18 protein-coding genes are annotated in these 20670 nt (G+C 69.2%); 8 read left to right on the top strand and 10 right to left on the bottom strand.

The window, feature by feature from the left end; translation table 11 throughout:
- Positions 1-9: 9 nt before the first annotated feature.
- Genes Q5H91_RS05545 through Q5H91_RS05535 form a run of 3 tightly spaced genes read right to left on the bottom strand, consistent with a single transcriptional unit; the run spans position 10 to position 3366 of the window.
- Positions 10-1083 (bottom strand): hypothetical protein, encoded by a 1074-nt coding sequence (locus tag Q5H91_RS05545; protein ID WP_305172215.1) that lies wholly within the window; start codon positions 1081-1083, stop codon positions 10-12.
- Positions 1084-1094: 11 nt separating this feature from the next.
- Positions 1095-2630: a 2-polyprenylphenol 6-hydroxylase gene (gene ubiB, locus Q5H91_RS05540; protein WP_305172214.1), complete on the bottom strand. Its 1536-nt coding sequence runs from the start codon at positions 2628-2630 to the stop codon at positions 1095-1097.
- Positions 2631-2634: 4 nt separating this feature from the next.
- Positions 2635-3366: a class I SAM-dependent methyltransferase gene (locus Q5H91_RS05535; protein WP_305172213.1), complete on the bottom strand. Its 732-nt coding sequence runs from the start codon at positions 3364-3366 to the stop codon at positions 2635-2637.
- 56 nt (positions 3367-3422) lie between these two features.
- On the opposite strand from Q5H91_RS05535, the gene mutM reads away from it, so the two are divergent.
- The 3 genes from mutM (at position 3423) to dnaA (ending at position 6455) form a co-directional block, all read left to right on the top strand.
- Positions 3423-4238 (top strand): bifunctional DNA-formamidopyrimidine glycosylase/DNA-(apurinic or apyrimidinic site) lyase, encoded by an 816-nt coding sequence (gene mutM / locus Q5H91_RS05530; protein ID WP_305172212.1) that lies wholly within the window; start codon positions 3423-3425, stop codon positions 4236-4238.
- Between the two features lie 92 nt (positions 4239-4330).
- Positions 4331-4594, top strand: coding sequence for a 30S ribosomal protein S20 (rpsT, locus tag Q5H91_RS05525; protein WP_305172211.1), 264 nt, complete (start codon positions 4331-4333; stop codon positions 4592-4594).
- Between the two features lie 454 nt (positions 4595-5048).
- Positions 5049-6455 carry a chromosomal replication initiator protein DnaA gene (gene dnaA / locus Q5H91_RS05520; protein ID WP_305172402.1) on the top strand — a complete coding sequence of 469 codons (1407 nt, stop codon included), beginning with the start codon at positions 5049-5051 and terminating at the stop codon, positions 6453-6455.
- A 117-nt stretch (positions 6456-6572) separates the two neighbouring features.
- Here dnaA and trpS read toward each other — a convergent pair whose 3' ends face one another.
- Genes trpS through secB form a run of 3 tightly spaced genes read right to left on the bottom strand, consistent with a single transcriptional unit; the run spans position 6573 to position 9673 of the window.
- Entirely contained in the window at positions 6573-7565 is a 993-nt protein-coding gene (gene trpS, locus Q5H91_RS05515) for a tryptophan--tRNA ligase (protein ID WP_305172210.1), read from the bottom strand.
- Between the two features lie 11 nt (positions 7566-7576).
- Positions 7577-9145, bottom strand: coding sequence for a murein biosynthesis integral membrane protein MurJ (gene murJ / locus Q5H91_RS05510; protein ID WP_305172209.1), 1569 nt, complete (start codon positions 9143-9145; stop codon positions 7577-7579).
- Positions 9146-9172: 27 nt separating this feature from the next.
- Complete coding sequence (gene secB / locus Q5H91_RS05505; RefSeq protein ID WP_305172208.1) at positions 9173-9673, bottom strand: protein-export chaperone SecB; 501 nt, start codon at positions 9671-9673, stop codon at positions 9173-9175.
- Positions 9674-9828: 155 nt separating this feature from the next.
- On the opposite strand from secB, the gene Q5H91_RS05500 reads away from it, so the two are divergent.
- The 3 genes from Q5H91_RS05500 to Q5H91_RS05490 all read left to right on the top strand — a co-directional run bounded on the left by Q5H91_RS05500 (position 9829) and on the right by Q5H91_RS05490 (position 12365).
- Complete coding sequence (locus Q5H91_RS05500) at positions 9829-10503, top strand: Tim44/TimA family putative adaptor protein (protein ID WP_370655223.1); 675 nt, start codon at positions 9829-9831, stop codon at positions 10501-10503.
- 79 nt (positions 10504-10582) lie between these two features.
- Entirely contained in the window at positions 10583-11824 is a 1242-nt protein-coding gene (gene mltA / locus Q5H91_RS05495; protein WP_370655237.1) for a murein transglycosylase A, read from the top strand.
- A 25-nt stretch (positions 11825-11849) separates the two neighbouring features.
- On the top strand, positions 11850-12365 hold the full coding sequence (locus Q5H91_RS05490) for a Smr/MutS family protein (protein ID WP_305172401.1): 516 nt from the start codon (positions 11850-11852) through the stop codon (positions 12363-12365).
- On the opposite strand, the gene dapE is transcribed toward Q5H91_RS05490, so the two are convergent.
- Genes dapE through Q5H91_RS05470 form a run of 4 tightly spaced genes read right to left on the bottom strand, consistent with a single transcriptional unit; the run spans position 12343 to position 17983 of the window.
- Positions 12343-13452, bottom strand: coding sequence for a succinyl-diaminopimelate desuccinylase (gene dapE, locus Q5H91_RS05485; RefSeq protein ID WP_305172205.1), 1110 nt, complete (start codon positions 13450-13452; stop codon positions 12343-12345). The two genes, Q5H91_RS05490 and dapE, sit on opposite strands and share 23 nt — an antisense overlap.
- Positions 13449-14123 (bottom strand): glutathione S-transferase, encoded by a 675-nt coding sequence (locus Q5H91_RS05480; protein ID WP_305172204.1) that lies wholly within the window; start codon positions 14121-14123, stop codon positions 13449-13451. Before Q5H91_RS05480 ends, dapE begins: the two co-directional genes overlap by 4 nt.
- Positions 14124-14163: 40 nt before the next feature.
- The gene (locus Q5H91_RS05475) at positions 14164-15144 is read right to left on the bottom strand and encodes a family 43 glycosylhydrolase (RefSeq protein ID WP_305172203.1); all 981 of its coding nucleotides are present in this window, start codon (positions 15142-15144) and stop codon (positions 14164-14166) included.
- 10 nt (positions 15145-15154) lie between these two features.
- Positions 15155-17983: a TonB-dependent receptor gene (locus Q5H91_RS05470; protein ID WP_305172202.1), complete on the bottom strand. Its 2829-nt coding sequence runs from the start codon at positions 17981-17983 to the stop codon at positions 15155-15157.
- 482 nt (positions 17984-18465) lie between these two features.
- Here Q5H91_RS05470 and Q5H91_RS05465 point away from each other — a divergent pair, with 482 nt between their 5' ends.
- Together Q5H91_RS05465 and Q5H91_RS05460 are read left to right on the top strand one after the other, a co-directional pair.
- Positions 18466-19641, top strand: coding sequence for a cellulase family glycosylhydrolase (locus Q5H91_RS05465; protein WP_305172201.1), 1176 nt, complete (start codon positions 18466-18468; stop codon positions 19639-19641).
- Between the two features lie 23 nt (positions 19642-19664).
- A complete protein-coding gene (locus Q5H91_RS05460; RefSeq protein WP_370655236.1) occupies positions 19665-20660 on the top strand; it encodes an arabinan endo-1,5-alpha-L-arabinosidase in 996 nt (331 codons plus the stop codon).
- The last annotated feature ends 10 nt before the right edge of the window (positions 20661-20670 follow it).

Here is a 20670-nt window from a genome sequence, read left to right as displayed (position 1 = left end):
TACGACCCCTTAGCGAACCACTCTTGTCACCGTGATACGCCGGCTGTCGAGCGCGGCGCGCAGCAGGTCGCGGATGCCGTCGATCGCCGGGAGCAGGCCCAGCAGCACCAGCGGCGCGACCAGTGCTCCGGTCGTGACGGCGGTTCCGGGCAGGAAGGCGAGCAGCACGAGGCAGGCGATCACGGTCGCCGCCGCGCGCACCGCAAGCGGGTCGCGCCACGCGCACCAGCCGGCGAGCGCGATGGCGAACAGCGGTGCGGCGACGCCCGATGGCAGCACCCGCAGCCCGCTGGTCGTGAGCAGCGCGTCGAGCGCCGCCAGCGGACCTGCCGACGCCCATCCGGTCGTGGCGTCCATGGTGCCGACCGCATCGGTGGCGGCGCGCGCATGGACGGCAACCACGGCAAGCGTCGCCAGCAGTGCGCCGCCCCATATCGCTGCCTCGCGCCGGTGGTCGTCGTGCCAGGCGGCGAGAGCCATGATCGCCAGATAGAGCGCCGCACCCTCGTAGACGATCGCCGCGGCGAGGCCGATCGCGGCGCTCTCCAGCCAGCGGCCGGGTCTGCGCAGGGCGAGCGACAGCGCGATGAACAGTCCGGCCCAGAGCTGCGGCAACAGGTCGTTGCCGCTCTGCATCACGCCGAACGCCGCGGCGAGAGCGACGGTGAAACAGAGCGACCGTCCCGGTCCCGGCCGCGCGAAGTGCCGTGACCAGGCGGCCGCCACCAGACCGATCAGTGGCGCCATCAGGCCGAGGAGCGAAATCGCCGACAGCTGGCCGGCGATCGTCGCCAGCGCCGGCAGCGGAAAGGCGGTGAAGGGTCGCGTCGGCAGGTCGCTGCCGCGCAGGGCTGCGGCGGTCGCGGTGTAATAATCCTCGCCGCCGTGGCGCAGCCGGTCGACGATGGCACCGTGGAAGCCGATCTGCCGCGTCAGATCGGGCGCGGGATCGGCGGCGGGCAGGGCGCCCAAGAGCAACAGGACGAGGACCAGCACCGCCAGCACCGCCCGCGCCTGCCCGCGGCCGATCGTCGCCAGCCGGGTGGGGCCGGGCAGGATCAACGGCGAGCGGGCGCGGCGCATCGGCTCGGTCGTCAGTGGATGAGCGCGACCGTAGCGCCGACTGCGGCGACGGCGGAGAGGATGGCGACCGCGGCGTAGCGCCAGCCGCCGCCCAGCCGCACCACCTCGACCTGGCGGAGTGGCGGGGCGGGGGGCTCACCGCCCGGCGCGGGGTAGCGCGCCTCGATCCGGCGGACCAGATCGGGCAGGCGGGCAAGCGTCTTCAGGTCGAGGATCAGGCGGTCGGCGATGGCGGCCTCCGGCCCCAGTTCGGTCCTGATCCACTCGCGAACGAAGGGGGCGGCCGAGTCCCACAGGTTGATGTTCGGGTCGAGGCTGGTCGCCACGCCCTCGACCATCACCATCGTCTTCTGGAGGAGGAGCAGGTGCGGCTGGGTGACCATGTCGAAGTCGCGGGTGATCGAGAACAGCCCGTCGAGCATCATGCCGATCGACATGTCCTTTACCGGCAGGCCGCGCATCGGCTCGCCGACTGCGCGCAGTGCCGTGGCGAACTCGGCGACATTGTGGTGGGCGGGGACATAGCCCGCCTCGAAATGGATCTCGGCGACGCGCTTGTAGTTGCCGGTGATGAGGCCGTAGAGGATCTCCGCCAGCCACACCCGCGCGCGGCGGTCGATCCGGCCCATGATGCCGAAATCGATCGCGGCGATGCGGTCTCCCGGCAGCGCGAACAGATTGCCCTGGTGCATGTCGGCGTGGAAGAAGCCCTCGGCGATCGCCTGGCGCAGAAAGGCACGGACAAGGGTCTGCGCCAGTTTCGGCAGGTCATAGCCGGCGGCGACCAGCGCGGCGCGATCGGACAGCTTGATGCCGTCGATCCACTCGATCGTCAGCACCTTGGCGGTCGAGCGCTGCCAGTCGATCGCGGGGACCATGAAGTCCGGCTCGGCGGTCATCGCCTCGGCCAGCTCCGACGCCGACGCGGCCTCGCGGCGAAAGTTCAGCTCGCGCAGCGTCCAGCGGCGGAAATTCTCGATCGTCAGGCGCGGGCGCAGCCGGCGCGCCTCGGGGCTCAGCGCCTCCAGCTGGGCGGCGGCCCATTGATAGGTGTCGATGGCGCGGGCGAAATCCTCCTCGACGCCGGGGCGCAGCACCTTGACCGCGACCTGCCGCCCGTCGGTGGTGACGGCACGGTGGACCTGCGCGATCGAGGCGGCGCCGACCGGCGTCTCCTCGATCCGGCTGAACAGCGTGGCGGGATCGCGGCCCAGGCTGGCGCGCATCGCCTGCTCGATCGTCTCGTATGGGACGGCCGGCAGCTGGTCTTGCAGCCGGAGCAGGTCGTGCGCGGCCGCCTCGCCGACCAGATCGGGGCGGGTCGCCAGCGTCTGGCCCAGCTTGATGGCGGCGGGGCCGATCGCCTGAAACGCGTCGGCATAGCGCGGAACTGCCGGCACCCGCGCGCCGAGCCGGGCGATGCGGGCGAGACGGCGCACCTGCGCGGGCGTGTTGGGATCACGCTCGATCCCGCGCAGTGCCCCGTGGCGCGCCAGGATGCGGCCCCATTTCAGGAGTCGCCAGCTATGGACGATGGGCGACGTCACCGGATCAGATTTTCCAGCCGCTGTGGATCGCGACGAGACCGCCCATGATCGGCTCCACCCTCGTGTTCACGAAGCCGGCCTCGCGGATCATCGCCTCGAACGCCGGCATCGGCGGGAAGCGGCGGATCGATTCGATCAGGTAGCGATAGCTTTCCGCGTCGCGCGCCAGCAACTGGCCCAGTCGCGGCACCAGCCGGTGCGAGTAGACGTCGTACACGTCGGCGAAGCCCGGCCACTCGACCGTCGAGAATTCCAGGCAGAAGAAGCGCCCGCCGCGCCGCAGCACCCGGTGCGCCTCGCGCAGCGCGGCCGGGATGTCGGTGACGTTTCGGATGCCGAAGGCGATAGTATAGGCGTCGAAGAACCGGTCGGGGAAGGTCAGGACCTCGGCATTGGCCTCGCTCCAGACGAGGCCGTCCAGGCCGCGCTTCTGCGCGCGCGCCATGCCGACCTCCAGCATCGCCGGGTTGATGTCGGCGACGGTGATCGCGGCGCCGCTCGGCTCCATGCGGAACGCGATGTCGCCGGTGCCACCGGCCATGTCGAGGATCTGCTCGCCGGCGCGTGGCTTCACCCGGCGGACGAAGCGGTCCTTCCACAGTCGGTGCATGCCGCCCGACATGGCGTCGTTCATCAGGTCGTAACTGCCGGCCACGCTGCGGAAAACGCCGCCGACGCGGGCGGTCTTCTCGGTGGCGGGAATGTCTTCATAGCCGAAGGAGACGGTGTCGGTCATCGCTCTGCCCTAGCGACCGCTTGTGGCAGGGGCAAACGCAACCTAGCTCATCGGTGATGCCCGAGCTTCCCGAAGTCGAAACCACGGTGCGCGGGCTGACGCCGGTGCTCGCCGGCCAGCGCCTGACCCGCGTCGAGGCGCGCCGCGCTGACCTGCGCAAGGCGATTCCGGTCGACCTGCGCCAGCGGATGGAGGGGGCGACCGTGACCTCGCTCGGCCGTCGCGCCAAATACGGGCTAATCGACACCGATCGCGGCGACACGATGGTCTTCCATCTCGGCATGTCGGGGCGGTGGCGGGTCGATCCGGCCGACACGCTGGCGCACGACCATCTGGTGATCGAAACGGCGGCCGGCCGGCGGCTGGCGCTGAACGACCCCCGGCGATTCGGCTTCATCGACCTGCTGCCGACCGAGGCGCTCGCGACCTATCCGCCGTTCATGGCGATGGGGCCCGAGCCGCTGGGCGCGGACCTGACCGCCGACTATCTGCTGACCGTGCTGGAGGGGCGGGCAGCGCCGATCAAGGCGATGCTGCTCGACCAGCGGATCGTGGCGGGGCTGGGCAATATCTATGTGTGCGAGGCGCTGCACATGGCGCGGATCGCGCCGGACCGGGCGGCGGGGCGCATCGCGCTGCCGCGGCTGGAGCGGCTGGTGGTGGCGATTCGCGCGGTCCTGCTCGCGGCGATCGAGGCGGGGGGATCGACGCTGCGCGACTTCGCGGCCCCCGATGGCGAGCTTGGCTATTTCTCCAAGCAGTTCCTGGTCTATGGCCGCGAGGGGGAGCCGTGCGGCTGTGGCGGCCCGGTGCGGCGGCGGGTCGAGTCAGGACGGTCGACCTTCTGGTGCCCGCGCTGCCAGCGGAGTTGACCGGCGGCGCCCAAGTCGGTATGGCGCGCCCCAACCGGAGAGCGTGAGGCATCCTCGCGCTCCCTTTTTCATTTTGGACCAAGGGACTGTCGATGGCGAACACGCCGCAAGCCAAGAAGCGTATCCGTCGCAACGAGCGTCGCGCCGAGATCAACGGTGCACGCGTCAGCCGCATCCGCACTTTCGTGAAGAAGGTCGAGGCGGCACTGGCGTCGGGCGACAAGGCTGCGGCGACCGAGGCTCTGGCAGCGGTGCAGCCCGAGCTGGATCGCGGCGTGGCCAAGGGCGTGATGCACAAGAACACCGCCAGCCGGAAGTTCTCGCGCCTGACCAAGCGTCTGTCGGCGCTGGCCTGACCTTCCATTCGTCGCCCGTTTCGGGCGTCTGACGAACGACCCGCCAGGAGCGATCCGGGCGGGTTTTTTCGTGCGTGCGAACGGAACCGAAACGCCACTGGCAGAAATGGCTGAATCGCTGGGATTCCGGTTCTGCCGCCTTCGCAAATTCTCGGTTAAATTCAGCAATATCAGATGCTTATAAGAAAGTTTGACGCATTTCTGCGGCGGAAGGCGTGTCAATCCGGTTTATTTCATTTTTGTGGCCGGAGACGGGCTTGATCGTGCCGCGCCGGGCTTCATAAATGCCGCCACGCCATCGGTGACCACCGGGCGACATGACAGCAGTCGAGCAAGGGCCGGGCATCCAGTCGGATGGCCAACGGGGGCTTTTTGCCTGTGGGAATTTTGGGCGGCGGAGGCACGATGCTTCCGCCGGCGGAGGAGTGCGCGCGTGAGCCATTGGCAGCAGGGAATGGCGAGCGAGCAGGCCAAGGCCTGGGCGCGCGTGCGTTCCTCGCTGCGGGAATCGGCCGGTGCGCGGCTGTTCGACCAGTGGCTCAAGCCCATCCAGCTGATCGAGGGCGACGAGGCCGATACGGTGCGCCTGGCGCTGCCATCGGCATTCATGACCAACTGGGTCCGCAGCCACTATGCCGAGCGGCTCCAGCTGGAATTCCGCCAGCTGCTGCCCGAGGTGCGCAGCGTCGTCGTCGAGACGCGCATTCCGGGGCCGCAACCGCTGGCGCTGATGATCGAGGCGGTGCCGGAGGCCGCGCCGGTCGCCGCCGCGCCCGTGTCCGTTCCCGTCCCCGTCCCCGTCGCGGCGCAGCCGGCCCCCTCCGGCGAGCCGGTGGAGCGGCCGCTGCTCGACCCGCGCCTGACCTTCGAACGATTCGTTGTCGACCAGTCGAACCGCGTCGCCTTCAACGCCGCGCGGATCCTGGCCGAGCCGGGAAGCCCTCGCTTCTCGCCGCTGTTCCTCCATTCCGGCACGGGGCAGGGCAAGACCCACCTGATGCACGCGATCGGCCACGCCTTTCTGGCGCAACACCCCGATGCGGTGGTGCTGTGCATGTCGGCCGAGCGCTTCATGTACGAGTTCGTCGCCGCGATGCGCGCGCGCGACACGTTCGCGTTCAAGCAGCGGCTGCGCTCGGCCGACCTGCTGCTGATCGACGACCTGCAGTTCATCGCCGGCAAGGACGCGACGCAGGAAGAATTCTTCCACACCATCAACGAGCTGGTCGGCACCGGCAAGCGGCTGGTGATCGCTGCCGACCGCTCGCCGCAGGGACTGGACGGGGTCGAGCCGCGGATCATCAGCCGGCTGGGCGCGGGGCTGGTCGCCGACATCAAGCCGCCCGAACTGGCGCTGCGCCGCGCGGTGCTGGAACGGCGACTCGCCGACCTGCCGGGGGCGGAGATGCCGGACGAGGTCATCGACCTGATCGCCCAGCGCATCCACACCAGCGTCCGCGAACTGGAAGGTGCGCTGAACCGCGTCGTCGCCTATGCGCAGCTGACCGGCGAGCGGATCGACCTGGAATTCGCGGTTCAGACGCTGGGTGAGGCGCTGCGCGGCGCCGAGCGGCGGGTGACGATCGACGAGATCCAGAAGCTGGTATCCACCCATTTCGAGCTGAAGCCGCTCGACCTCGTCTCCGCGCGCCGTGCCCGTGCGGTCGCCCGGCCGCGCCAGATCGCGATGTATCTCGCCAAGCGGATGACGACCCGCTCGCTGCCCGAGATCGGGCGCAAGTTCGGCGGGCGCGATCATTCGACCGTGATCCACGCGGTCAAGCGGATCGAGGAGCTGCGCGATACCGACCGGGAGGTCGATGCCGCGGTGCGCGTGCTGATGCGGGAACTGGGCGCGTGATCCGCGCCGCCCGCTGGCTGTGGGCGGCGCTTCTCGACGGGATCGTCAGAGGCTGTTTGAAAACGTGCCGAGGCACCGCCTCGAAACTCGCTTTTCCGCGAGTTTTGGAACAAGCTCTCAGACTTGCAGGCCGACCGCCTGCTGCGCGGCCTTCAGCGTCGGTGCGGCCAGTGCGCGGGCCCGCTCCGCACCCTGTTCGAGCGCCGCAGCGACGGCGGCGCGGTCGTCCAGCAGCCGGGTCAGCCGCTCGCGGATCGGGCCGAGCACGGCGATGGCGAGGTCGGCGAGCGCCGGCTTGAACGCCCCGAAGCCCTGGCCCGCGAAGCGTGCCAGTACGGTGTCGGTCCCGACCCCCTCCAGCGCGGCGTAGATCGTCACCAGATTGCGCGCCTCCGCCCGGTCCGCCAGCTCGGCCATGGTGGCCGGCAGCGGTTCGGCATCGGTGCGCGCCTTGCGGAATTTCTGGGCGATCGCCTCGTCCGAATCGATCAGGTTGATGCGCGAGGCGTCCGACGGGTCCGACTTCGACATCTTGGCGGTGCCGTCGCGCAGGGACATGATCCGCGGGGCGGAGGGCGAGATGAACGGCTCGGGCAGGACGAACAGCTCGGTGTCGAAGTCCAGGTTGAACTTGGTGGCGATGTCGCGCGCCAGCTCCAGATGCTGTTTCTGGTCGTCGCCGACGGGGACGTGGGTCGCCTGATAGAGCAGCACGTCGGCCGCCTGGAGGACGGGGTAGTTGAACAGGCCGGTGCTCTGGCTGGCGCCGTCCTTGCCCGACTTGTCCTTCCACTGGGTCATGCGGTTCAGCCAGCCCATCCGCGCGGTGCCGCCGAGGATCCATTGCAGCTCGCTGTGCGCGGGCACGCGGGCCTGGTTGAACAGGATCGCGCGGCTCGGATCGATGCCGCAGGCGAGCAGCGTCGCCGCCATCTCGACGGTGTTCTGCGCCAGCTGCGCCGGCACTACCGGCTGGCTGAGCGCGTGGAGATCGGCGAGGAAGAACAGCGACTCCGCCTGATCCTGCATCGCGACCCACTGGCGGATCGCCCCCAGATAATTGCCGAGGTGGAGATTGCCGGTGGGCTGGATGCCGGAGACGACGCGCATGGCGACCCTTTTCAACGCAGGAAGGATTTCAGGTCGCGCGGGCGCAGCGCCCCGGTCGCGAAGACTGATGCCGCATAGACGGCAGCGCCGGTGGCGACCAGCACCAGCATCGCCGTCCAGCGCATCAGGCTGGTGCCCGTGACATAGGGGCGGAACAGGTCACCCAATGCGTACATCGCCACGCCCATCGCCAGCGCCGCGAGCAGCATGCGCGGTGCGCGACGGCGCAGCTGCGCGTCGGCGGTGAAATGGCCCCGGCGGGCGAGGGTGCGATAGAGGAATACGACGTTGACGGTGCTGGCGATCGCGGTGGCGAGCGGCGGCCCCATATGGCCGAGCGGCCAGATAAAGGCGAGGTTCAGGACCAGGTTCACCGCCATCGATATGGTGGCGTAGCGCACCGGGGTGCGCGTGTCTGACCGGGCATAATAGCCCGGCGTCAGCACCTTCACGAGGATGTAGCTGGGCAGGCCGATCGAGAAGGCGGCCAGCGCCTGCGCGGTGTAGAGCGTGTCGGTGGCGTCGAACCGGCCATGCTGGAACAGCGCCGCCGCGATCGGCCCGCCGCAGACGATCAGCGCGACGGTGGCGGGAAGCGTCAGGAACAGCGCCAGCTCCATGCCGCGGTTCTGCGTCTCCATCGCCGCTGATTCCTCACCGCGGCCGAGCAGGCGCGAGACGGTTGGCAGCAGCACGGTGCCGAGCCCGATGCCGATCAGCCCGAGCGGCAGCTGGTTCAGCCGGTCGGCATAATAGATGTAACTGACCGACCCGTGCGGCAGGAACTTGGCGGCGAGCGCGGTCGAGACGACGAGGTTGATCTGCACCGCGCCGGCCCCCGCCGCCGCCGGCCAGATCAGCGCCATCAGCCGCTTCACGTCGGGGCCGAGCCGCGGCAGCTTCAGCCGCAGGGTCACGCCGGCACGCCGGCATGCCCACCACAGCCAGAACAGCTGGAACGCGCCCGACACCGTCACCGCGATCGCCTGGTTGCGGGCGGTCAGCAGCGGGTTCGCGTCATGGACAAACAGCAGCGCCGCGATCAGCGTCAGGTTGAGGAGGATCGGCGCCGCCGCATTGACCCAGAACCGGTGCAGCGAATTGAGGATGCCGCCGAGCAGCGACACCAGGCTGATGAGCAGCAGGTAGGGAAAGGTCAGCCGGCACAGCTCGACGACATAGGCGAACTGCGCCGGTGCCACGTCCTTGAAGCCGAAGGTCAGTGCCCAGGTGACCGGCCAGGCGAAGACCTCGACGATCGCGGTCATCAGGATCAGGATCGGCAGCAGGACCGACAGCGCATCCTCGGCAAAGACCAGGCCGTGGCGCAGGCCGTTGCCGTCCGGCTCCTTCTCACCCTCTGCCACCTTGCGGTTGAACATCGGGATGAAGGCGGCGGAGAAGGCGCCCTCCGCGAAGAGGGCGCGGAACATGTTGGGCAAGCGGAACGCGATCAGGAAGGCGTCCGACGCGAACCCTGCGCCGACGAAGCGGGCGAACAGCGAGTCGCGCACCAGCCCCAGCACCCGGCTGGCGAGCGTCAGCCCGCCGACCGAGCCGAGCGCCCTGCCGAGATTCATGCGCGCCGCTCCGCCCGCCGGTCCGGATCAGGCGTGGCCGGTTTCCGTGGTCGTCGGCTGCTGACCGGCGGCCTGCTGCAGGTAGAGCTGGCCGAAATCGATTGGCTCGAGGAGCAGCGGCGGGAAGCCGCCGTCACGCACCGCATCGGCCAGCACGCGGCGGGCGAAGGGGAACAGCAGGCGCGGCGCCTCGCCCAGCATGAACGGCTGGATCTGGTCGGCGGGCACGTTGCGGAAGCCGAACAGGCCGGCGAACGACAGGTCGACGATGAAGGCGACCTGGCCGTCGATGTCGGCGCGCACGTCGATCTTCAGCACCACCTCGTGCACGTCGTCGGCGACCTGGCTGGCGCCGATGTTGAACTGCACGTCGATCGCCGGCTGCGCCTGTGCCTGGAAGATCGCCGGGGCGTTCGGGTTCTCGAAGCTCAGATCCTTGATGTATTGCGAGATCAGGCCGGCGGCAGGCGCGGTGTCGGCACCGTTCGCGATGGGCTGCGCCGACGCGCCGTTGTCGAGATCGTCCATGTCGGTCTTCCTTCAAGTGGAGGGGGCAGATGGAGGGGAGCGAAGCGGGTCATCCGCGCGTTTCGTCCGATCGGGCGCGACTAGCAGCGGCTCGCCATGGATTCAACGGGGCGAGTTTCAACGGGCCGGGTTTGAATAGCGGCTGGCATGCGCCTATGTGGAAGGCGAAGATCGGAGGCCCAGTGCTCTACGTAGTTGTGTTCGCGATGATCGCTGCCTTTGTGGCGCTCCGTCTGTACGGCGTGCTGGGCAAGCGCACGGGCCATGAGCAGCAGCCGCTGCCGCGCGCTGCCGAGGACCGGCCCGGGGCGACGCCGCTGGCGCGCACCGTCGAAGCCGTGGCCGAGACGCGCGAGCGGACCGATCGCAATATCGAGACAAAGGCCGAGCAGGGCATCCGCGCGGTCGTCGCCGGCGAGCCGGGCTTCGACGTCGCGCAGTTCCTGTCGGGCGCCAAGAGCGCGTACCGGATGGTGCTGGAAGCGTTCTGGCGTGGCGACGAGGACGCGTTGGCGGAACTGGTCGACCCGGACGTCCGCGCCGCCTTTGCCGAGGCGATCGCGATGCGCCGCGAGGCAGGCGAGACGCTCGACAACCGGCTGGTGACGATCGAGCGTGCGGTGATCGCCGACGCGCAGGTATCGGGCCGCGAGGCGCGGATCACGGTGCGCTTCGACGCCGACATCGCCGCCGTCACCCGCAATGCCGAGGGCAAGGTGATCGCCGGATCGCTGACCGATGCGGTCGATACGCATGACGTGTGGACCTTCCGCCGGACGCTGAAGAGCGCCGACCCCAACTGGACGCTCGCCGACACCGACGAGGCCTGAGGCCGTGTTCTGGCGGAGGGGGATCGGCGCGAGCGTTCCGCTCGCGGCACTGGCGCTGAGCGCCTGCGTCGGCGGCGGGATGCCGCCGGTGGCGCGCGAGGGCGCCGCGCCGCCGGCCGGGCCGATACGCCATCATGTGACGCGCGGCGAGGATGCCGCCAACCTCCGTGGCGCGACCGGGCAGATCGTCGGTGCTGCGCCGCTGGCGGGGCAGCCGGTGGTGGTGCCGGCAGGGGTGACGAACGCAGCCGCCGCCGGCGTCGTGGCGGGGCCGCCGGTCGCCAGCCTGCCGATCACCGACGCGCAGGCCGTTGCGGCACGCGCGGCCTTCGCGCGGTCCTGCCCCGGGCTGATGCGCCGCACCGACACCTCCGGACTGACCCGCGGCACCGACTGGCAGGGTGCCTGCGCGGCGGCAGCGGCCGGCGGTGACGCGCGTGCCTTCTTCGCGACCTGGTTCGAGGCGGTGCAGGTCGGCGACGGCAAGGCGTTCGCGACCGGCTATTACGAGCCGGAGATCCGCGGATCGCTCGACCGCGCGCCCGGTTACGAGGTGCCGGTCTATGGCCGGCCGAGCGATCTGGTCGACGTCGATCTCGGCAAATTCTCCGACGATCTGAAGGGCAAGACGGTGCGCGGCCGGGTGCAGGGCAAGGCGCTGGTCCCCTATTATGACCGTACCGAGATCGAAGGGGGTGCGATCGCCCGCACCGCGCCGGTGCTCGCCTGGGCGGCGGACCCGGTCGAGATCTTCTTTCTCCAGATCCAGGGATCGGGGCGGCTGCGGCTGCCCGACGGCAATGTCCTGCGCATCGGGTACGACACGCAGAACGGCCGCAGCTACACCGGCATCGGCAGCCTGATGCGTCAGCGCGGGTTGCTGGCGCCCGGACAGGCATCGATGCAGGGCATTGTCGCCTGGCTCCACGCCCATCCCGACGAGGGCCGGGCACTGATGCGCGAGAACAAGAGCTTCGTGTTCTTCCGCGAGCTGGACGGCCCGCCGCAGGGCGCGATGGGCTATGCCGTCACCGGGCAGGTCAGTGCCGCTGCCGACCCGAAGTTCGTGCCGCTCGGCACGCCCGTCTTCCTGTCCGCCGACCGGGCGGACGCGACGGGGCTGTGGGTGGCACAGGATACCGGCGGGGCGATCAAGGGCGCCAATCGCTTCGATACCTTCTGGGGAGCAGGGCCGCTGGCCGAGACGGTCGCGGGCGGCATGTCGGCGCGGGGATCGGCGTTCCTGCTGCTGCCGATCGGCACGCTGGCGAGGTTGAGCGCTGCCGCGAGCGGAGCGGCCGGTGCGACGCCTTCACCCTGACGAATCGCAGGCATGGGGCCGGGTGATGGCGACGGTGCGGCCGCTGCGTCCGGTCGCCGTGCCGCCGCGACCGGTGACGTCTTCGCCCCCGCCACAGCGTTCGCCGGCAAAGCCCGTCGCTGCGGCTCGGCCTGTCGCCAAACCGGCGCCGCGCCCCGCGGTTACGATCGTTGCGGCCAAGCCTGCGCCCCAGAACAATCTCGACGGGTCATGGGACCGGCGGCTGGGGCGGGGGATCGTGTCGCCCGACAGTTCGGTCGACCTCCATGGCCACACCCTCGCGTCGGCGCACGCGCTGCTCGATGCGGGGCTGGACCGGGCGATCCGGCGCGGCGACCGGGTGCTGCTGCTGGTCACCGGCAAGCCGCCGCGACCGGAAAGCGAGCGCCCGCACGCGCGCGGCGCGATCCGGGCGGCGGTGGCGGACTGGCTGGCGGCGTCACGCCACGCCGATGCCATCGCGGCGGTGCGCGGCGCCCATCCGCGCCATGGCGGGCTCGGCGCGCTCTATATCGTGCTCAGGCGCCCGCGCGGCGGATGATATCGGCGTAGATCGCGGTCAGCGCGTCGAGGTCGGCGACCGCCACCGCCTCGTCGACCTGATGCATCGTCGCGTTGAGCAGCCCGAACTCCACCGTCGGGCACAGCTGCGACAGGAAGCGCGCGTCAGAGGTGCCGCCGGTCGTCGACAGCTCGGGCGTCAGCCCCGTCTCCGCCTGGATCGCGGCCGACACCATCGCCGACAGCGGGCCGGGTGGGGTCAGGAACGCCTCGCCGGAGATGCGCGCGGTGATGGTGGCGCCATGCGCCTCGGCCAGGGTGCGAATCCGCGCGACCAGATCGGCGCCGCGATGCTCGTCGTTGAAACGGATCGACAGGCGTCCCTGCGCGCGCGCCGGGATGACGTTGGTCGCAGGGTTGCCGACATGCAGGTCGGTGATCTCGATGTTCGACGGCTGGAACCAGCGATTGCCGGCATCGAGCACGATCGCCTCCACCTCGGCGAGCAGCGCCACCAGCCGGGGCACCGGATTGTCGGCGAGGTGCGGGTAGGCGACATGGCCCTGCCGCCCGGCGACGTCGATCCAGATGTTGACCGACCCGCGCCGGCCGATCTTGATCGTGTCGCCCAGCAGCCGTGCCGATGTCGGCTCACCGACCAGGCAGAGATCGGGAGCGATGCCGCGTTCGGCCATGCGATCGATCAGGGCGAGCGTGCCATAGGTCGCCGGCCCTTCCTCGTCGCCGGTGACGATCAGGGTCAGCTGCGCCTCGGGTCGGCGCGCAGCGGCGGCGACGAAGGCGGCGACCGCGCCCTTCATGTCCACCGCGCCGCGGCCGTAGAGCAGGCCGCCGCGCACGTCGCCCGACCAGGGCGAGCCGGTCCAGCCCTCGCCGGCCGGCACCACGTCGACATGGCCGGCAAAGGCCAGGTGGCGGCCGGTGCCGGGACGGATGGCGAGCAGGTTCTCGACCGGTCCGTCCGGCGCCTCGCCAACGACGAAGCGATCGACCACGAAGCCGAGTGGCGCGAGCGCCGCCTCCAGCACGTCGAACACGGCCCCGCGCGCGGGCGTGACGCTGTCGGCGCGGATCAGCGCGACGGCGAGATCGGTGGCGGAGATCACGCGCCGGCGGGCTTGGCCGGCTGCTCGTACTGCTGGATCACCCAATCCTCTTCCTGCGCGCCGGCGATCCAGTCCTGCATCCAACGATGGCTCAGTACCGCCTGCATGTAACCGGCGGCGAAGCGCGCGATCGGCAGCTGCCAGGTGATGATGCGGGTGACGACGGGGGCGAACATGATGTCGGCCGCGCCGAACTCCCCAAACAGGAAATCGCCGCCGCCACCGAAGCGCGCGCGGGCCTGTGCCCACAGCTCCATGACGCGGCTCAGCTCGGCGAGCACGTCGTCGTCGGGGCGGCCCGCCGGAAAGGTCTGGCGGACGTTCATCGGATGCTTGCGGCGCAAGTTCTGAAACGAGGAGTGCATCTCCGCCGCCATCGACCGCGCCATCGCGCGTGCCGCCTCGTCCGCCGGCCAGAAGCGGTCGCGCCCAACCTTGTCGGCGAGATAGTCGACGATCGCCAGGCTGTCCCAGACCACCGCCTCGCCGTCCCACAGGATCGGCACCTTGCCCGACGAGGGGGCGAACTCGTCGCCTTCGCGCCGGCGGTCCCATTCCGCGTCGTAGAGCGGGACTACCACCTCCTCGAACGGGAGGCCGGACTGTTTGCATGCCAGCCAGCCGCGCAGCGACCAGGAGGAATACGCCTTGTTGCCGATGATGAGCTTCATGGCGATGGCCTAGCCTCTGGTCGCCGACGCGGCAACCGCATCAGGGCAGGGTGGGTGCCTTGTCGCCGTCGGTCATCACCACGGGCCGGATCGTGCCGTCCGCGGCGTAGCGGACGCGGTCGATCGCCACCTGCCGCTCGCCCTTGAAGGGTGCAGGGCCGGCGGGATTCTCCCAGCGGTGATAGACGATCAGCGTCTCACCCTTGGGCGTCACCACGAAGCTGTGATGGCCCGGCCCCTTGTGCCGCCTGTCGCTGGTCAGGATCGCGCCGCGATACCGCCACGGCCCGGTGGGGGAGGGGGCGGTAGCGTAGTGGACCGAATAGTCGGGCCCGTTGAACCGGCCATGGCTGTAGGAGAGGTAATAGGTCCCGTTCCGCTCGTGCATGAACGCGCCCTCGGTAAACTGGGGCGGGTTGTCGACCGGCACCTCGCGCGCGATGCTGGTCATGTCGCGGTTCAGCTCCCACACGCGCAGTTTCGCGCCCGCGCTGCCGCCGGCATAGAGATACGCCTTGCCCGACTTGGGGTCGATGAAGGCCATCGGGTCGATCGCCTCGAACCCGTTGCCGCCGGTCACCAGCGGACGGCCGATATCGGTATAGGGGCCCTGCGGCCGGTCGGCGACGGCGACGCCGATGCGGCTCGGCGTCGGGTTCTGCGGCCCGACCGAGTAATAGAGGAACCACTTGCCATCGCGGGTGGCGACGCCCGGCGCCCACAGGAAATGCTCGCGCGCGCCGTCGTCCTTGATCCACTTGATCGTGTCGATCCGCAGCACCTCACCGCGCGACCGCCACGCCTTCAGGTCGCGCGACGAGAAGGCGCCAAAGCGGTCCGCCGCCCAGCTGCCGCCCGGCCCGCCGGTGGGGAATACCCACAGCTCACCGTCGATGAAGGTGGCGTGGGGGTCGGCCCCCTGGAACTGCGGGTTGCGCGCCACCGCCGCGCCGCCGAGCGCGAGCGCTCCGACAAGGGCGATCGTCACATGGCGGACAGGCAGGTGGCGCATCATCATCATTCTCTCCCGATCAGAAGCGGAACCGCAGGCCGAGCGAATAGGTCCGCTCGAGATACAGGACCTGCCGGACGAACTGGTCGCCGGCATCGTCGAACGCGCGGGTCCGGCGGATCGGATTGCCGAGCAGGTTGACGATATCGAACGCGATCGTGACGTTGGGGATCGGCGTCAGCGTGGTCGAGAAATCGAGCTGGCCGCGGCCCTTCTCGATCACGCCGCCGGTCCGCTGTGCGCCGTTGACGTCGACGTCGAGCGGCTCGGCACTGTAATAGGTCACGAAGTCCGACCGGTAGTTATAGGCGAGGCGCGCCGAGAAGAATGGCCGCTCGTACAAGCCGACCAGGTTGTACGCCCATTTCGACACGCCGTTGAACCGCTGCTGGCGCCCGGCGACGTTGGGATTGTCGCGCAGGGTGGAGGACAGGTCCCCCTTGGCATCGATATAGGTGCCGTTCGCCTGGATGCCGAAGCCCTTGGCCCAGTCGGGCAGCCCGTCGATGTCGAGGAAGCTGGTAAAGGCCAGCTCCGCACCCTGGAAGCGCGTGTTCCCCAGATTCTCCGGCTGGGTGTAGCGCACCCGGCCATAGACGGGATCGTCCTGGAAGACGGTGATCGGCGAGATGAAGCCGTTGGCGTCGCGCCGGAACACCGCACCGGTCAGCGATCCCGTGCGCGAGAAATACCATTCCAGGCTGACGTCGTAGTTGTTCGAGGTCAGCGGCCGCAGGTTCGGGTTGCCCGCATTGATGTTGCGGACGTTGCTGTTCGGATCGTTCGGGTTGGGCGGGTTGTTGGGATCGATGACTGGCGGCGGGCCGACCGTCAGCGCGGGGTTCAGGTCGAAGAAGTTCGGCCGGGTCCGCGTCTGCGTATAGGCCAGGCGCAGCTGCAGCTTCTCGGTAAAGCCGACGCGCGCACTGACGTTAGGCAGATAATCGGTATAGCTGTTCTCGGCGGTGACCGGCGAGATGGTCGCGGTGGCATCGTCGCGCAGGAAGCCGCTGATCCGGTTCTCGGTTTTCACCGCGCGCAGGCCGACCAGGCCGTCGACCGTCATGTCGCCCAGGTCGAACCCGTACTTCACCTGCGCGAAGGCGGCATAGGCCTTCTCATTGGCGCGGAAATTCTCCGACGGGTTGAACGCGGGGTCGCCCGCCGGCGCGCCGAAGAAGCTACGCAGTTCGGTCAGGTTCTGGCGCACGCTGCCCGACGGGATGCTGGGGAAGGTGCGGATCGGGAAGATGTCGTTGCTCTTGAACGCGGGCAGCGACGGCTGGATGGTGACCGGCAGGCTGGAGATCGGAATGCGCTGCCCCGAGATGGACGAGCCGTTCAGCTGATCGACGTACGGATTGGCGCGGTCGCGATTGGCGTCACGGTCGTTGAAGCGGATGCCGGCCTGGATGCGACGGATGAAGCCGCCGTCAAAGTCGTACTGCGCGTCGAGCCGGGCCTGGATGTCCTGACCGCCGACCTTCAGATATTCCTGATAGAAGCCGCGGGCGAGGTAGTTGGCCGGGTCGGTGACGTTGAAGTTCACGAAGTCGAAGCTCGGCCCGCCGTCCTTGCCGGCCGCGTCGAAGGTGACGGTGCGGGTCGGCGAGCTGGCGAACAGATAGTCGATGTTGATAAGGCTGAACGTATAGGTGCTGTCGGTATAGGCGACGTCCGCCGACAGCTGGAACCGGTCGCGCTTCCACACCGCACCGCCGCCGATCTGGTAGGTGTCGGTCTTGCCCTTGGCCGAGCCGTAATAGCCGTCGGGCGTGTTCGCGCCGATGACGGTCGCGCTCTGGGCGATGTTCGGGCTGCCCTCACGCGTGGTCAGGTTGGCCAGCTGGAAATCGGCGCCGCCGAAGATCGGCGTGAACATCCACTGGTTGGTGTCCTCGCCCCGGTATCCCTGGAACAGGCCGTCGACATAGATTTCCAGCTCCGACGACGGGCGCCACTGGAAGGCGGCGTTTGCCGAGGGACGGAAGCGGTCGCCATAGCCGGTGAAGCGGCCCTGCGCGTCGGGATAGCGGACGCCGCCGGCGGTGCCGGGCGCATTGGTGCTGTTGGTCGTGCCGATCACCAGCGACTGCTCGCGCGTGGCATCCAGGAAGTTGATGCCGACATAGGAGGCGTTGACCAGCAGGCCCATCTCGCCGATCCCGGTGTCCCAGCGGTCGCTGACCAGCAGGTTGCCGTTCCACGACAGCTTGCCCGAATTCTCCCAGTTCACGCCGTTCAGCGAGCCCGACACCTCGAACCCGTTGAAGTCGAACGGGCGCCGGCCGCGGACGTTGACCTGGCCGCCGATACCGCCCTCGATCAGGTTGGCGGTGCCGGACTTATAGACCTCCAGCGCGGCGACGGTGCCGGCGGGGAAGTCCTGGATCTGCACGAAGCGGCCCTCGGCGGTGAAGATCTCGCGGCCGTTATAGGTGGTCGAGATGTCGGGCAGGCCGCGCACCTGCACGCCCGCCGCCTCGCCGGCGCCGCGGGTCACCTGCACGCCGGTCACGCGCGCCAGGGCGGCGGAGGCGAAGGTGTCGGGCAGCTTGCCGATGTCCTCGGCGACGATCGCGTCGACGATGCCGTCGGAGTTGCGCTTGACCGCCTGCGCCGACTGAAGGCTGCGGCGCAGGCCGGTGACAACGATCGCGTCGTCCTCTTCGGCCGGGCTTTCCTGGACCGAGGGCTGGGGGGTGGCCGGGTTGGCGTTCTGGTCGGATGCGGTGGTCGGCTTGGGCAGGTCCTGCCCCTGGCCGGCCGGTACCTGCGCGCTCGCCGGCATGGCGGCCAGCGTCGCGAGCGTCGCTGCGGATGCGTATAGAATGGCCTTGGCTTTCATGGCCCTCTCTCCCTGACTGTTGCTTGTCGGCGCCGTGCCGAAAAATGCTAATAAACCTATGAGTCAGGCTGCTAATCCCGCTGTTCGCGAGCGGCAATAGCGAGCACCCATCTCGATGCCCGCCACGGCATTGTCAGATAATTATACGATCGATTTGTGATTTTCATGCCACAGCAGCATGTTAGCGGCGCATCCGGTGAACGCCTCGCCACCACGCGCCGAGGGCGCCGGCTGGCAGCGGACAGCAACAAGAAATCACATCATTCGCACAAACGGGCCGCAAACTTGTTCGACAAATGCGGGTTTCGGCGACATGATCGGGTCCGGCGCCGGGCTCGCAAAGCGGATCGGCGAACGATGGAATGAACCAGGGGAGCGGATGTCGCAGTGCGGATGCGGACGGCCATCGACGGGTATGATCGCCCCTCGATCGAGCGCCGCACCTCGCGCGCTGGATCGCCGCCGATCGATGGAGTGACGATATGAAGACGCTTGGCCTCGCGCTGCTTGCCGCGACCGCCCTTGTCCCGATGCTCGCATCGCCCGCCGAGGCGCGGGGGCGCTGGACCGAGGCGCAGGCGAAGGACTGGTATGCGCGCCAGCCCTGGCTGGTGGGATCGAACTTCGCGCCTGCCAACGCCATCAACCAGCTGGAGATGTGGCAGGCGGCGACCTGGGACCCCAAGCGGATCGATTACGAGCTGGGGCTGGCGCAGGGGATCGGCATGAACACCATGCGCGTGTTCCTGCACGACCAGCTGTGGCAGCAGGATCCCGAAGGCTTCAAGCGGCGCATCGACGAGTTCCTGACGATCGCCCAGCGCCACGGCATCAAGCCGCTGTTCGTGCTGTTCGACAGCTGCTGGGATCCCGACCCGAAGCTCGGGCCGCAGCACCCGCCGATCCCGGGCGTCCACAATTCCGGTTGGGTGCAGGGGCCGGGCATGGCCGGCCTGCGCGACCGCAGCCGCTATCCCGGCTTCAAGGCCTATGTGCAGGGCGTGATCGGCGCCTTCGCCAAGGACGACCGGGTGCTCGGCTGGGACCTGTGGAACGAGCCGGACAATGGCGCCGACCAATACAAGGGGCAGGAGGGCAAGGAGCCGCTGGTCCGCGCGCTGCTGGCGCAGGTGTTCGACTGGGCGCGGGACGCCGATCCCACCCAGCCGCTGACGTCGGGTGTGTGGCTGGGCGCGGACTGGGCGCCGGGCGGCAAGTCGTCGGCGATGGAGAAGTTGCAGCTCGCCCAGTCGGACGTGGTGACCTTCCACGATTACAGCTGGCCCGAGACGTTCGAGCGGCGGGTCCGCCAGCTGCTGCCCTATAACCGGCCGATCATCTGCACCGAATATATGGCGCGCGGTAATGGATCGACCTTCGACGGGTCGCTGCCGATCGGCAAGCGCTACAATATCGGCATGATGAACTGGGGCTTTGTCGACGGGAAGACGCAGACGCGGCTGCCCTGGGACAGCTGGCAGAAGCCCTATGTCCTGTCCGAGCCGACGATCTGGTTCCACGAGGTGTTCCGTAATGACGGCACCCCCTATCGCCAGGCGGAGACCGACCTGATCCGGACGCTCAGCGCCGCGCCCAAGGGTGTGGTGCCGGCCCCCGCCGGCGCGATGCCCGAGCAGCGCCGGACGCGCCGCCGGTGATTTCGTCGGTAATCGGGCGGACGATGGCGGCACTGCTGCTGGCGGCCGCGCCCGCCGCGGCGCAGCGGGCCGCGGTGGTGCCGGCAGGCGACATTTCGCCGGTGCACGACCCCGTCATCATTCGCGAGGGCGGCACCTATCACGTCTTCTCGACCGGGCTCGGCAAGGGGCCGCAGGGCATCATCGCCGCGCGCACCTCGCCCGACCTGACGACGTGGCAGCGCGGCACCCCGCCGTTCGAGCGCATTCCGGACTGGGCGGCTAAGGCGATCCCCGGCGCCACCAATATGTGGGCGCCGGACATCTCTTATGTGAACGGCCGCTATCGCCTCTACTACGCCGTCTCGACCTTCGGCTCGAACCGTTCGGCGATCGGCCTGGCGACCAGCCCGACGCTCGATCCCACCGCGCCCGGCTATGGCTGGCGTGACGAGGGGCTGGTGGTGATGTCGCAGCCCGACAGCGATTATAACGCGATCGACCCGGCCTTCCTTCAGGACGAGAAGGGGCGCCACTGGCTGTCGCTCGGCAGTTTCTGGAGCGGGCTCAAGCTGTTCGAGCTGGATCCTCGCACCGGCAAGCTGCTCCGTCCGGACGCGCCGCCGCGCACCATCGCCGCGCGCAAGGTGCCGGTGGGGGCGCCGTCGGCGGTCGAGGCGCCCTATGTCTTTCGCCACGGCGGCTATTACTGGCTGCTCGCCTCCTACGACTATTGCTGCAAGGGCGTGAACAGCACCTATTACACGGTGATCGGCCGCTCGAAGCAGGTGGAGGGTCCGTATCTGGGCAAGGACGGCAGCGCGATGACGGCGGGGGGCGGCACGATCCTGCTGCGCGCCGACCTGCAGGAGCGCGAGCGGTTCCGCGGACCCGGCCATGTCGGGCACCTGCGCGACAAGGACGGGACGGACATCCTCGTCTATCACGCCTATGACCGCGAGCATCAGGGCGCGCCGACGCTGCGCATCGCGCCGCTGCGCTGGGGCGCCGACGGCTGGCCGGAGGCGATCACGCAATGACCATGGAGCC

It is taken from the genome of Sphingomonas aurea, from assembly GCF_030678875.1.
GTDB classification, from domain to species: domain Bacteria; phylum Pseudomonadota; class Alphaproteobacteria; order Sphingomonadales; family Sphingomonadaceae; genus Sphingomonas; species Sphingomonas aurea.
This window is presented reverse-complemented; position numbering and strand designations above follow the sequence as displayed.